Source organism: Collinsella intestinalis DSM 13280 (assembly GCF_000156175.1).
Lineage (GTDB): Bacteria > Actinomycetota > Coriobacteriia > Coriobacteriales > Coriobacteriaceae > Collinsella > Collinsella intestinalis.
The window spans coordinates 405,403-419,354 of sequence record NZ_GG692710.1; the positions used below are offsets into that span (position 1 = coordinate 405,403).

Below are 13,952 nucleotides of genomic sequence, written 5' to 3' on the forward strand. Positions count from 1 at the left end.
TGACTTTGAATTGCGCGGCGGCATCGACCGTCGTTTTCGTTATCGTGCAATCGAAAGGAGCCACATCAGTCTATGGCAACCAACAACAAGAAATCTAACGTGACGCTCAAGGTCATCCCCCTGGGCGGCCTTGACGGCATCGGCAAGAACATGACCGCCTTCGAGTGCGGCGATGACATGGTGCTCGTCGACGCAGGCCTCATGTTCCCCGACGACAACCAGCCCGGCATCGACCTCGTCCTGCCGGATTACACCTATGTTCTCGAGAACGAGCACAAGCTTCGCGGCATCATCATCACCCATGGCCATGAGGACCATACGGGTGCGCTGCCGTATCTCTTGCAGGACCTCAACAATAAGGTGCCGATTTTCTCCAGCAAGCTCACCCTCGGCTTCATCGAGGGCAAGCTTTCCGAGTTCCGCATCCGTGCGCCTAAGTTCCGCGAGGTCAAGGGTGGCAGCCACGTCAATCTCGGCTGCTTCTCCATCGAGTTTTTCTCCACGACGCACTCCATCCCCGGCGCGCTCGGCGTGTTCCTGAAGACTCCGGCTGGTACTGTTGTGCACACGGGCGACTTCAAGCTCGATCAGACCCCGATCGACGGTGTTACCCCCGATTACGGTGCGCTCGCAAAGTTCGGCAAGCAGGGCGTCGACCTGCTCATGTCCGACTCCACCAACGCCACCGTCCCGGGCTTCACCAAGTCCGAGGCGGAGGTCGGTCCTTCGATCCTCCATGCGATCAAGAACGCCAAGGGTCGCGTCTTCGTCGCTTCCTTCTCCAGCCACATCCACCGCTTGCAGCAGATCTGCGATGCGGCCAAGAAGTGCAATCGCAAGATCGTCGTCACCGGCCGCTCGATGCTCACCAACACGCGTGTCGCACGCGAGCTCGGTTACCTGAAGGTCGACGAGAACGACCTGCTCGATGCGTTTGAGATCAACGGCATCCCCGAGGACAAGCTCGTCGTCATGTGCACCGGCTCGCAGGGTGAGCCGCTCTCCGCTCTTTCCCGCATGGCCAACGGCGAACACAAGACGCTGTCCATCCACGAGGGCGATACGGTCATCATCTCCGCAACCCCGGTTCCGGGTAATGAGAAGGCCGTCCAGCAGGTTGTAAACAGCCTGGCCAAGCTTGGCTGCGACGTGTACGACAAGAGCCGTGCCCTGGTGCACGTCTCCGGCCACGCCAGCCAGGAGGAGCTCAAGCTCATGCTCGCTCTCACCAAGCCGAGCTACTTCATGCCCGTCCACGGCGAGGCCGTGCATCTGCGCGCGCACGCTGCGCTCGGCCAGAAGATGGGTGTCCCCGCCAAGAACATCTTCGTGATCGACAACGGCGATTCTCTCGAGATGCGCGACGGCATCGTCAAGCGCGGCCGCTCCGTCGAGTCCGGCGTCGTATACGTCGACGGCCTGCGTATCGGCGATACCGACCCGATCGTCCTGCGCGACCGTCAGAAGCTCGCGAGCGACGGCATGGTGACGGTCGTTGCCATGCTCGACATGAAGCGTAAGAAGATCGGCGATCTCGAGTTTTCCGGTCGTGGCGTCTCGTTCCCTATCGACGACCAGTTCTCCGCCGATGCCTCTGCCGCTATCCAGCGCGCCATCGAGAAGGGCAAGTTCAACTTCTCGAGCTCCGGTACGGACGCCATCCGCAAGGCAGTGCGCGATGCCCTCTCGAATTACATTTGGAACAACAACCGCACGCGACCGATGATCATCCCGGTCGTCATGGAGGTGTAGGTTGGCCCGCTCAGCCAATTCATCTGCAAAGAAATCTCCGGCACGTAAGAACAAGCAAGGGGCGGCCTCCTCGGCCGCCCCGCGCGGTCTGCGGGCCAACGAGGGCCGCGCTCCCGTTTCCGAGCACGCCTTCGATTCGCTTATGGACGATACCGCTGGCCGCGACATCGCCGGTATTGCGATCGCCGTGGTCGCCGTGGTCTCGTTCATCGCTGTGGTCTCGCCTACGAGCGCGCCCGTCTCAAACGCCATCGCCGGTTTTTACCACCTGGGCTTCGGCCTGGGTGCCTATGTGCTGCCGTTCGCCCTGCTCATATTCGCCGCCGGCCTCTTCTTGCGCGACCGTGCGCCCTTGAACGCCCGCACGCTTTTAGGCGGCTCTCTCATCCTGCTGGGCGTGCTGGCCATCCTGTCGCTCATGGTTCCGGGCACCGAATTTGCCACCTCAGCCATGTTCGAGCCCGAGGCCCTCTCCACCTCCGGTGGATATGTCGGCGCGTTCATCGCGAGCGCCCTTCAGCAGGCCCTCGGCAAAACCATCTCTCTCGTGGTGCTCATCGGCCTCATCATCGTCGGGTTCGTTGTGATCGGTTTTTCGGTCAGCTCCTTCATGCGTGCGGCCGCCGATCGCGCCCGCGTGCTCGCGGAGCGTCGACGCGTCAACGTGAACGATGCCCCCTGGGGCGATGAGGGCGCGCTTCAGCCCGCACAGGGGCGCGCGGCGTTCGGCGGGGCCGCCGTTCAGGGCAACCTGTTCGACGATGCCGGTGCCGCCGAGACGACCTTTCTGGGTAATCGTGAGACCACGGTGCTGGATTCCGCTTCCCGGGCGTCTGCCTCCGCAATCGAAGATGAGCCGGATCGCGATGAGGACCCCTTCGTCGATTTGAGCAGCCAGCTCGCGGCTGAACGTGCTGAGACCACGCTCATTCCCGTGCCTGACCGTATTGACCAGGTCGATACGCCGGTCAAAGCCGATGGGGGAGAGGCGCCTTCCGCTACGGCCGAATCCCCCGTTGATGACGAGGAGATCCCTCCCTTTGATGTGGATGGTGCGACACGCTCCGTCGTAAAGACCGCCGACGGCCCGCGCGAGATCCCGTCCTTCCTTAAGAGCCGTGCTCCCGCTTCCAGCTCCGACGGCGCGGCCAAGGAGGTGCGTCCTTCAAAGTCGAGCGCCCCTGCCGCGGCCGATTCGGTAGAGCCCGAGGACGGTCAGCTGCAGCTGCCTCCGCTCAGCATGCTCCGTCACAATCCGCATTCCGCCGTCGCCGCTTCCTCGGACAAGGAGCTCGAGCAAACCGCAAACTCACTGCAATCCACGTTGAACGAGTTTGGGCTGCACTCCCGCGTTGTCGGATGGATCTCCGGTCCCACCGTGACCACGTTCAAGGTCCAGCCGGGTGAGGGCGAGCGCGTCAGCCGTATCTCCAATCTCGAGGATGACATCGCGTTGTCTCTGGCCGCGCAGTCGGTCCGCATTTTCGCGCCGATTCCCGGCACCTCGCTCGTGGGCATCGAGATTCCCAACGCCAAGCGCCAAAACGTCAACCTCGGCGATGTTTTGCCCTATGTTCAGGGCGGACCGCTCGAGCTTGCCATCGGCCGCGACGCGGAGGGCCAGCCCATCGTTGCCGACCTCGCGAAGATGCCCCATCTTCTCATCGCCGGCACCACCGGCTCCGGTAAGTCCGTCATGATCAACTCCATCATCATGGCGCTGCTCATGAGGAGCCTCCCCGAGGACGTTCGCCTCATCATGGTCGACCCCAAGCGCGTCGAGCTTTCCGGCTATAACGGCCTGCCGCACCTGTACGTCCCGGTTGTCACCGAGCCCAAGCAGGCTGCGAGCGCCCTGCAGTGGGCGGTGTCCGAGATGGAGCGCCGCCTCAAGGTCTTCGAGCGCATCGGCGTCCGCAAGATCTCGACCTTCAACGAAAAGCAGGCTGCCGGCGAGTTCGACCATTACGACAATCCGCCCGCCAAGATGCCCTACCTCGTCATCATCATCGATGAGCTCTCCGACCTTATGATGGTCGCCGGGAAGGATGTCGAGGCGAGCATCGTTCGCATCGCGCAGCTCGGCCGTGCGGCGGGTATCCACCTCATCGTGGCCACGCAGCGCCCGAGCTCCAACGTCGTGACCGGCCTCATCAAGGCGAACATCACCAATCGTATCGCCTTCAACGTCGCCACCGGCATCGACAGCCGCGTCATCATCGACCAGATGGGCGCCGAGAAGCTCACCGGCTACGGAGACATGCTGTTCTCCAAGGTCGACTGGGGCAAGCCCAAGCGCATCCAGGGATGCTTCGTATCCGATGACGAGATCAACGGTGTCGTCGATTTCGTCAAGGAGCAGGGTGCGCCCGATTATCACGAGGAGATTCTGTCTGCCGTGGCGCCTGCAACCATGTCCGGCGGGGGAGGGGGCGGCTTCTACAACGAGGCTCCCACCGAGGAGGACCCGCTATTGTGGGATGCGGCGAAGATCGTGGTCGAGTCGCAGCTCGGCTCCACCTCCGGACTGCAACGCCGCCTTAAGGTCGGCTATGCGCGCGCCGGTCGCATCATGGACATGCTCGAGGAAAAGGGCATCGTCGGTCCGCCGGATGGCTCTAAGCCGCGCGAGGTGCTCTACGATGAGGAGGGGCTTGCGGCGTTGCGCGCCGTGGAGGAGCCTCTGTCTGAGGAAGAGATTTTTGGAGGGATGTAGATGACCCGTCATTTCGGTGAGATGCTGCTCGAGCGCCGTCGTCAGATGGGCGCCTCGATTCAGCAGGTCGCCAACGTCATCAAAATCCGGCCGCAGATCATCGAGTACTTCGAGACCGAGAACTTCGCTGCCATGCCCCCGCGCGGGTATTCCCAGGGAATCATCGCCAGCTACGCGCGATTCCTCGGCCTGAATCCGCGCGAGGTGGTCGATGCCTATTTCGACGCCCTGCACGAGTACGAGCGCAACGGTTCCGGTGGCCGTGCCGGCCGTTTCCAGGATGCCGCCGCCGATGCCAACCCCCGCAGCTCCAATGCGGCGGGTCGATACATGATGGTCAATTCCGTTCCCGCATCACGTTATGGCCAGCGCCCGCCTCAGGCCGGATACGTGTCCGAATTCTCATCCGCGCATGAGCCCGTTTCAGCTTCGCGACTTCGACCGGTCAGCACCGCCGACTCCCGCCGCCGTCCCTCGCAGGGCGGGTACGATTCCACGTTGCGTTCGCGCACCCGTCGTTCCGACGGCTACCCGGCCTCGGACCAACGCGATCCTCGCGCCCACGCTTCTCGTTCACAGGACGGGCGTTCCTATCGCGACCCTCGCGGACCGCGTGGCACCTATCCCGATCAGCGGCCCGTTCGTCGCGCGCCCGGCGGGCAGCCTCCGCTTGGGGGCGCCGGACGGGGACAGGCTCCTCGCGGTGGATCTCGTCCGCCCCAACAGGGCCCCGATATGAAATTCCTGGCCATTATGGCTCTCGGCATCTTGATCCTCATCGCGTTGGTCATGGTGCTGCTGCGCGGTTGCGCACCCAAGCCCGAAGCAGCCGGCAGCGCATCTTCGACGCCCTCTGCCCAGAAGGCGGATTCCAAGGACACCTCAGAGGATTCAACCGATGTCGACGAGGGAGGCGATTCGTCCACGGACGAGGGTGACGATGCGGACGAGCCGTCCTCATCCAAAGACAAGGCCGACAAGTCCTCCAAGGACGAAGAGCCCAAGGAGACCATCGTCAAGGTTAAGCTCAAGGAGAAGGGCGCAGTTGCCTGGATCGAGGTCAAGCTCGATGGCAAGATCGTCTTGGGCAAGCAAGTCGTCGGTCCCTTTGAGGAGGAATTCAAGGTCGAGACCCAAATCGATATCACCACCAACACGCCGAGCGCCGTCGCCATCTATAAAAACGGCGACAAGGTCCGCTACGATACGAAGGTCTCGGGCGTTGGCAAGGTCTCGATTCTCGCGCCCAAGAAGGAGGAGCCCGAGAAGGTCGTCGACAGCGATGGCGACGGCACGCCCGATATGACCATCGACGAGGCGAAGGAAGCGGGTGTCACCATCCCAGAAGACGTTCTTGCCGCCGCCGAGAAGACCGACGAGCCAACGACCGAACAGTAATCGACCGGTCCGCGTGGACCGAATTGAAAGGAGCCTACTATGGCAAAAGACTCGAGCTTCGACGTTGTGTCCGAAGTCAGCATGCAGGAGGTCGACAACGCCTATCAGCAGACGGCCCGTGAGCTTTCCCAGCGCTATGACCTGAAGGACTCCGGTGCCTCGATCGAGCTGTCCAAGGCGGACAAGCTCTTCACCATCAACGCTCCGGCCGATTTCGTCTCCCGCCAGATCATCGACGTCCTTTCGTCCAAGCTCATCAAGCGCGGTGTCGACATCAAGACCGTCAAGTGGGACGATCCGCAGGCCGCGAGCGGCGGCACCGTTCGCGTGCTCGGCCATATCGTTGAAGGTATCGACCAGGCGACCGCCAAGAAGATCAACAAGGACATCAAGGATCAGAAGCTCAAGGTCAAGGTGACCATCGAGGCTGACAAGCTGCGCGTCACCAGCGCATCTAAGGACGCCCTGCAGCAGGTCATCGCTTTCCTGCGCGATCAGGATTACGGCCAGCCCCTCCAGTTCACGAACTACCGTTAAGGAGCGCCCATGGCTCACGGATCCATTCTCTACATCACGCTCGGCTGCGCTAAAAACGAAGTCGATACCGACCGCATGCGCGCCCTTCTCAACGGGGCTGGCTACGACGAGGTCTTTTCAGCCGAGGACGCCGATGCGGTGATTATCAACACGTGTTCGTTCCTCGCCTCCGCGACGTCCGAGAGCATCGAGACCACGCTTACGCTCGCCGAGGAGATCTCCGAGGGCGTTCGCGGGACTCGCATCGTCATGTGCGGCTGCGTGCCCTCTCGATACGGTTCCGAGCTCCCGGATGAGCTCCCCGAAGTCGCCGCATTCGTTCGCACCGACGAGGAGGACGGCATCGTCTCCGTCATGGACGAAGTGCTTGGCATCGAGCGCGTCGACCCTCCGTTTATTCCGAGTGTCAAGCGCACGGTTGAGAGCGCCGTCGCCTATGTCAAGATTTCCGATGGCTGCGACCGCTACTGCAGCTTCTGCGCGATTCCCTACATCCGCGGTCGCTATCATTCCCGCTCCGCCGAGAGCATCCTCTCCGAAGTTCGCGATTTGGTCGCCGGCGGTGTTCGCGAGATCGTTCTCATCGGTCAGGACACGGGCATCTGGGGCACTGATTTCAAGGACGAGGTCGACGGTCCCACCAACTTGGCGCAGCTCATGATCGCCGTCGCCGAGGCGGTCCGTCCCGAGCATGTCTGGATTCGCGTCCTCTACCTGCAGCCCGAAGGCATGACCGACGAGCTCATCGCCGCCATCCGCGACACGCCCGAGGTCCTGCCCTATATCGACATCCCCGTGCAGCACTGCAACGCGCGCGTCCTGAAGGCAATGCATCGTTCCGGCTCCGCCGAGCAGCTTTCCGACCTCTTCGCAAAGCTTCGCGCCGAGATCCCCGCGATGGTTATCCGCACCACCAGTCTCGTCGGCTTCCCCGGTGAGACCGATGACGAAGCGGCCGAGATGCTCGCGTTCATGGATCGCGAGGGTTTCGATTACACGAGCGTGTTCCCGTATTCTCAGGAGGAGGGGACGTTCGCCGCGAAGATGGACGGTCAGGTTGACGAGGACGTGAAGCTCGAGCGCACTCAGGCCGCCATGGACTTGGCCGAGGCCCTCGGCTTTGCCGCCACAGCCGCCCATGTCGGCGAGGTGGCCGAGGTCATCGTCGACGGTATCGAGGAGACCGACGAGGGCCCCGAGCTTATCGGTCACGCTTGGTTCCAGGCCCCCGATTCCGATGGTGCCGTTCACCTCGAGGTGACCGACGCCGCCGTGGGCGACATTTTGCAGGTCAAATTTACCGACAGCTTCTGCTATGAGCTCGTCGGCGAGGTCGTAGAGGAGTAGTAGGCATGGCCGTCAACGCCAAGGGCGAGGAGATCACGAGCATTTGGACGCCCGCCAACATCGTCACGTGCGTTCGCATTCTGTTCATCCCGCTGTTCATGGTTGCGAGTGAGTTCGCGTTCAGCGGTTTTGCCGCCGGCGGCAACCACTTCGGCATCACCGCAGGCGCCTGGGCAGTCGCCGCCTTCGTTCTGTACTTCGTGCTCAGCGCCACCGACAAGATCGACGGCGATCTTGCCCGCAAGCGCGGTGAGGTGACTGACTTCGGTAAGTTCCTCGACCCGATCGCCGACAAGCTGCTTGTCTTCTCGGCGCTTCTTATCTTGCTCGAGCACGGTTTGGTCAACGTCTGGTTCGTGTTCATCATTTTGCTTCGCGAGTTCCTCGTAAGCGCCCTTCGTATGGTGGCGAGCGCTAACGGCGAGGTCATCGCAGCCGATAATCTCGGAAAGGCCAAGACCGCGGTCACCATGGTATCGCTATGCGCGTACCTGCTCGGTATCGCGCTCGAGTTCCTCGCGCTTCCCGGCATGGTTCAGGCCACCTCCATCGTGCTCACGGTCGCATGGGCGACGATGGTCGCCGCGGTCGTGCTCACGGTCGTCTCGGGCGCACAGTACTTCTGGAACGCCCGTCACGTCATTTTCCGCGTGTAGCGTTCTTTCTCATCGACCCCCGCAAGCTCGCTGGTTCCCTGCGCGTTTGCGAGGGTCGCTTGGTTTTAATTGGGGTTTCCAGCATGATTGATATTAATGAGACGACCCTGAACGCCGCCTGTGTACGCGCCGCTGAGGGGCTCGTGCGCCTGGCGACCGAGCGTGATATGCGCGTAAGCACCGCCGAGTCCTGCACTGCTGGCATGGTCTCGTCTTACATCGCCGGGGTGCCGGGGGCCAGCGCCATCCTGCTCGGCGGCGCCGTCACGTATTGCGACGATATCAAGAATCACGTGCTCGACGTGCCCGCAAAAACACTTGAGAATCATACGGCTGTGAGCGGGGAGACCGCGTGTGCCATGGCGGACGGCAGCCGTAAGCTATTTGGCTCTGACGTTGCGGTGAGCATCACTGGGTATGCGGGCCCTGGCGGAGGTAGTTCCGCCGATCCGGTCGGAACCGTCTATATTGGAGTGGCGACCCAGCGAGGCACTCGGTATGAACGCCATCTGTTCGAAGGTGACCGCATGTCCGTTCGGCTGCAAGCCGCGCTTGGCGCGCTTAAGCTCCTCGCCGCTGCCGTCGTCGATGATGGGGTTTCCGTGCCGTTATCGCGCGAGGCTCCCCGTTCCTCCACCTGCGAAACCCACGCTTCCTCGTGAAATCAGATGCCTTACGATCTGCGTTCAGATTCCGGTTACATGCTTTCCGATAAATGAGGAATAACACGGAGTAGCATTTCTCACAGGTCGCTTGACCACGAACACCCGTTCGGATACTATCGACTTGTCAAAATCAAGGAGGAGCAATGGCCAAGAATTCCGGCCCTGCGCGCATCATTCACGAGCGCACCACGGGCGAAGAGCGCGAGAAGATGATTGAAGTCACCAAGGCCGATATCATCAAGAAATTCGGTGACGGCGCGATCATGCGCTACGGAGATGGCGGTCCCGAACTCGAGGTAGAGGCTATTCCAACTGGAGCCATCGCCCTGGATGCCGCATTGGGCATCGGCGGTGTCCCGCGCGGCCGCATCATCGAGATCTACGGTCCCGAGTCTTCCGGCAAGACCACGCTTTCGCTGGAAATCGTCGCGGAGGCACAGGCCATGGGTGGCGTCGCAGCGTTCATCGACGCCGAGCACGCCCTGGATCCCACGTATGCTGCTCGCATCGGTGTCGATATCGACGAGGTGCTCATCTCACAGCCCGATACCGGTGAGCAGGCGCTTGAGATCTGTGACATGCTCGTTCGCTCCGGAGCCATCGACGTCGTCGTCATCGACTCCGTCGCCGCCCTGGTGCCTCGTGCCGAAATCGAGGGCGAGATCGGCGAAACGACGGTGGGTCTCCAGGCCCGCCTGATGAGCCAGGCCCTGCGCAAGCTTGCCGGCTCCCTCGCAAAATCAAACACGACCTGTATCTTCATCAACCAGCTTCGCGAGAAGATCGGCGTAATGTTCGGCAACCCCGAGACGACGACTGGTGGTCGCGCTCTCAAGTTTTTCTCTTCCGTCCGCATCGACATCCGTCGAATCGAGAGCATCAAGGTCAAGGATGAGATCGTGGGCAACCGCGTGCGCGCCAAGGTTGTGAAGAACAAGGTTGCCGCTCCGTTCAGGACTGCGGAATTCGACATCATGTACGGTACGGGCATCTCCAAGGAAGGCTCGGTGCTCGACATGGCCGTCCAGTTCAATTTCGTCACCAAGGCCGGTGCCTGGTTCACGTATGACGGCGAACGACTCGGTCAGGGTCGCGAGGCCGCAAAGGAGAAGCTGCGCAAGACCCCTGAGCTCTTGGCCGAGCTCGAGCACAAGGTCCGTGTCGCATGCGGCCTTGAGTTCGAAGATGAACCCGTGGGTACCATCGTCGATGATGTCGAATTCGATAGTTCGTCCGAGGCCTAGCAAGCACGCGTGCTATGACGTTGCTCATGACTGAGCTCGAGGTGCGCCTTCCCGATCGAAGGAGTGCCTCGAGCTTTTCCACCTCAAAAAAGCCCATGGCAGAAGTCTCCTGCATCATGGATAACGGCCGATCAAGGGAAATCGTCGTCCCCGTTCGCGTGGGACGCTCGCTCATGACCGATGCCATAGCTCTGCCGCTTCCCGAAGGGGAGGCGTTCGATGCCATCCATGCACTTGAGGGCAAGATTTGTTTTGCTCAGCTGACTGAGATGTTATCGAGGCGCGACTATGCCGTCCTCGAGGCGCGGGAACGACTACTCAATTACGGATATCGTGAGATCGAAATCGATGCGGCCCTATCCAAGGCAATCGATGTCAGGTTCCTTGATGACAGTAGGTTTGCGACCTATTTCATCTCCGAACGCATTCGGCGCGGTTGGGGACGGCGGAAAATCGAAATCGAATTAAGGCGCAAAGGCGTCGATGCCAACGACCTGCCTGGCTACCCTGAGGACTTCTTCTCTGACGATGACGAGCTCGATCGCGCGATCGAGCTGCTGTCTCGCAAGTCGATTCCGTCAGTGAGGCCCCAGGAGAAGCTCATTCGACACCTCATGGCAAAGGGGTTTTCATATTCCGTGTCGGCCGAGGCCGCTCGACGCCGTTTATCGTCCGATACCTTATGAAACTTTGACAAATCCCCTGCCACCTCGTAGGATGGATTTGTCATTTGTTTGTTATGCGCTCATCCTCGCAGATGAGATTGACGATATTTTCTATCGGAACGATTTCATAGGCCCTTCGGTGGACCATACCCGGCAAATGTCCTGCGCCTTCCTTATCGGTGGGTGCAGTTTTCTTGCATCTTTAACCACTAAAAGGAGTCCATCATGCCAATGGAGCTTGTTCTCGTCGGCATCGTGTGCCTGGCAATCGGCGCTTTTGCCGCCGTCTTGGCCATGCGCAACGCCAAGTCCGGAAGCATTCGCGAGGCCGAATCGAAGGTTACCGCCGCCCATTCTGAAGCCGAGCAGGTGATGGCCGATGCCAAGCGTGCTGCCGAGACACTTAAGAAGGAGGCCCTCCTCGAGGCCAAGGAGGAGATCATCCAGAATAAGCAGGCCGCCGAGGCAGAGGAGGCTCAGCGTAAGAAGGAGATCCGCGCCCTCGAGAACCGTGTGATGCAGCGTGAGGAGTCCCTTGATCGCCGCAATGAGGCCCTTGATAAGCGTGAGCACCAGCTTTCCAGCCAGCAGGGTCAAATCGACAAGCGCTCTCGTGAGCTTGAGGAGCTTTATGCCCGTCAGACGGACGAGCTCGAGCGCATCTCTGAGCTTACCCGCGAGGACGCCCACGCAGAGCTTCTCGACAAGGTTCGCGGCGAGGTGACCCACGAAGCCGCCACGATCATTCGCGAGTCCGAGCAGAAGGTCAAGGCCGAGTGCCATAAGACCGCTCAGGAGATCATCTCCCTCGCCATCCAGCGTTGCGCTTCCGATCACACCGCCGAGGTCACCGTCACGTCCGTTCACATTCCCTCTGACGACCTCAAGGGCCGCATCATCGGACGCGAAGGCCGCAACATCCGCACGTTCGAGCAGGTTTCCGGCGTCAATCTCGTCATTGACGACACCCCTGAGACCGTCGTCCTCTCCAGCTTTGATCCGGTTCGTCGCGAGACCGCTCGCGTCGCCCTTGAGAACCTGATCGCCGATGGCCGCATTCACCCAGCCCGCATTGAGGAGATGTACCAGAAGGCCTCCGACCTTGTGCAGCAGCGCGTCCGCGAGGCTGGCGAGCAGGCGGCATTCGATATGGGCATCCACGACCTGCACCCCGAGATCGTCAAGACCCTCGGTGCCCTTCGCTATCGCACCTCCTTTGGCCAGAACGTTCTCCGTCACTCCCTCGAGGTGGCCGACCTTTGTGCCATCATGGCCGCTGAGCTCGGTATCGATGTCGTGACCGCGAAGCGCGCCGGCCTTCTGCACGACCTTGGCAAGGCCATCGATCATGAGGTCGAGGGTCCGCATGCCGTCATCGGCGCCGAACTTGCCCGTCGTTATGGCGAGAAGCCCGCAATCGTTCACGCGATTGAGGCGCATCACGGCGATACCGATCCCAACACCGTCCTGGACGTGCTCGTCCAGGCTGGCGATGCCATTTCTGCCTCCCGTCCCGGCGCTCGCCGCGAGTCCGCTGAGAACTACATCAAGCGTCTCGAGAAGCTCGAGGAGATCGCGAACTCCCACGAGGGCGTGGAGCGCACCTACGCCATGCAGGCCGGTCGTGAGGTCCACGTCATGGTTCAGCCCGACAAGGTCTCCGACGCCGAATCCACGGTCCTGGCGCACGATATCGCCCAGCAGATCGAGGAAGAGATGGAGTATCCCGGCCAGGTTCGCGTCGTGGTCATTCGCGAGAGCCGCGCCGTCGATATTGCAAAGTAGTGTGACCCATGTCTGACGGCAACGACCTTATTTCGTTCATCGCCTCCATGTCCGGCGAGGGAAACCTTCGTGTCGAGGAGAACCTCGGCGACGGCTTCGTTCGCCTGCGCGTTTCCGAGGCTGAACGCCGTCAGGCAAAACACGATATCCAACATGTCGAGGACATCGTCGTCGAAATGCTGCGAAATGCACGCGACGCAGGTGCTCGCAATATCTACCTCGCCACGAGTAAGGAGGAGGGTGTTCGCACCCTCCTTTTCCTCGATGACGGATCGGGAGTGCCAGAGGATATGCGTGATCGCATCTTCGATGCGCGCGTCACATCCAAGCTCGAAAGCATGCGTATGGACAAATGGGGTGTCCATGGACGCGGTATGGCCCTTTTCTCAATTCGTCAGAACACTCAAACGGCCGAGGTCGTCACCTCTGCTCAAGGTGGCGGCTCGTCATTCCGCGTCGTCGTCGATACCGCTTCTCTCGGTGAGCGTGCCGACCAATCGACCTGGCCGACCGCCTCAAAAGACGAGGATGGCATTCTTTCCTGCGTGAAAGGCCCTCACAACATCAATCGTGCTGTTTGCGAGTTCGCATGTGAAGAGCTGCATGGTTGTGACGTATATCTTGGCACCCCCACCGAAATCGCCGCTACGCTATACGCTCACGCAGCATCTCGTGTCGATACCACACGTTTGCTTTTCTTGGATTCTGAACAATCATTGCCGGTCGTCGATCGTCTGACCTGCGCGGCGGATGCCGGCGACTTCATCCGAATCGCATCCGACATGGGCATAGAGATTTCCGAGCGCACCGCCCATCGCATTCTCGGCGGTTCCATCGCGCCGCTCAAGAGCATCGCCTCTCGTCTTCTGCGCGAAAAGGAGCCTGCAATAGGGGAGCCAGCTCAAATCGATCTTACGCGCGACCGACGCGGTCTCAAGATCTCGAAGGAAGATATCGCTTCTTTTTCTCGTACTATGGAACGAGATTTTACCGATCTGGCATCTCGATATTTCCTGACGTTGTCGCGCGAGCCGAAAGTCCGCGTCACAAAAGACCGCATCACTGTCACCTTTGATATCGACAAGGAAGACACCTAGCCCGTGCACTTGCCCATGTGTAGTCCATGGGGTATCTTTACACCAACTAAAACACACCAAAATATGCACTTTATTCGCTGGAGAAATGTA

At 60.8% G+C, this 13,952-nt stretch carries 11 protein-coding genes; all 11 read left to right on the forward strand.

Annotation, left to right across the window (positions count from 1 at the left end; genetic code table 11):
- The first annotated feature begins 72 nt into the window (after window positions 1–72).
- The 11 genes from COLINT_RS01930 (at window position 73) to COLINT_RS01980 (ending at window position 13,862) form a co-directional block, all read left to right on the forward strand.
- Window positions 73–1,752, forward strand: a complete 1,680-nt coding sequence (locus tag COLINT_RS01930; protein ID WP_006722641.1) for a ribonuclease J — start codon at window positions 73–75, stop codon at window positions 1,750–1,752.
- A gap of 142 nt (window positions 1,753–1,894) precedes the next feature.
- Window positions 1,895–4,468: an FtsK/SpoIIIE family DNA translocase gene (locus COLINT_RS01935; protein WP_006722642.1), complete on the forward strand. Its 2,574-nt coding sequence runs from the start codon at window positions 1,895–1,897 to the stop codon at window positions 4,466–4,468.
- On the forward strand, window positions 4,469–5,866 hold the full coding sequence (locus COLINT_RS01940; RefSeq protein WP_006722643.1) for a helix-turn-helix domain-containing protein: 1,398 nt from the start codon (window positions 4,469–4,471) through the stop codon (window positions 5,864–5,866).
- A 39-nt stretch (window positions 5,867–5,905) separates the two neighbouring features.
- Window positions 5,906–6,403: a YajQ family cyclic di-GMP-binding protein gene (locus COLINT_RS01945; RefSeq protein ID WP_006722644.1), complete on the forward strand. Its 498-nt coding sequence runs from the start codon at window positions 5,906–5,908 to the stop codon at window positions 6,401–6,403.
- A 9-nt stretch (window positions 6,404–6,412) separates the two neighbouring features.
- Window positions 6,413–7,750 carry a 30S ribosomal protein S12 methylthiotransferase RimO gene (gene rimO / locus COLINT_RS01950; RefSeq protein ID WP_006722645.1) on the forward strand — a complete coding sequence of 446 codons (1,338 nt, stop codon included), beginning with the start codon at window positions 6,413–6,415 and terminating at the stop codon, window positions 7,748–7,750.
- 5 nt (window positions 7,751–7,755) lie between these two features.
- A complete protein-coding gene (pgsA, locus tag COLINT_RS01955) occupies window positions 7,756–8,406 on the forward strand; it encodes a CDP-diacylglycerol--glycerol-3-phosphate 3-phosphatidyltransferase (protein ID WP_006722646.1) in 651 nt (216 codons plus the stop codon).
- A gap of 83 nt (window positions 8,407–8,489) precedes the next feature.
- Complete coding sequence (locus COLINT_RS01960) at window positions 8,490–9,068, forward strand: CinA family protein (RefSeq protein WP_006722647.1); 579 nt, start codon at window positions 8,490–8,492, stop codon at window positions 9,066–9,068.
- Between the two features lie 146 nt (window positions 9,069–9,214).
- Window positions 9,215–10,315, forward strand: coding sequence for a recombinase RecA (recA, locus tag COLINT_RS01965; protein ID WP_006722649.1), 1,101 nt, complete (start codon window positions 9,215–9,217; stop codon window positions 10,313–10,315).
- A 14-nt stretch (window positions 10,316–10,329) separates the two neighbouring features.
- Window positions 10,330–11,001, forward strand: a complete 672-nt coding sequence (locus COLINT_RS01970; RefSeq protein WP_006722650.1) for a regulatory protein RecX — start codon at window positions 10,330–10,332, stop codon at window positions 10,999–11,001.
- 204 nt (window positions 11,002–11,205) lie between these two features.
- Window positions 11,206–12,765, forward strand: coding sequence for a ribonuclease Y (rny, locus tag COLINT_RS01975; protein ID WP_370739231.1), 1,560 nt, complete (start codon window positions 11,206–11,208; stop codon window positions 12,763–12,765).
- An 8-nt stretch (window positions 12,766–12,773) separates the two neighbouring features.
- On the forward strand, window positions 12,774–13,862 hold the full coding sequence (locus COLINT_RS01980; RefSeq protein ID WP_006722652.1) for an ATP-binding protein: 1,089 nt from the start codon (window positions 12,774–12,776) through the stop codon (window positions 13,860–13,862).
- Window positions 13,863–13,952: the final 90 nt, after the last annotated feature.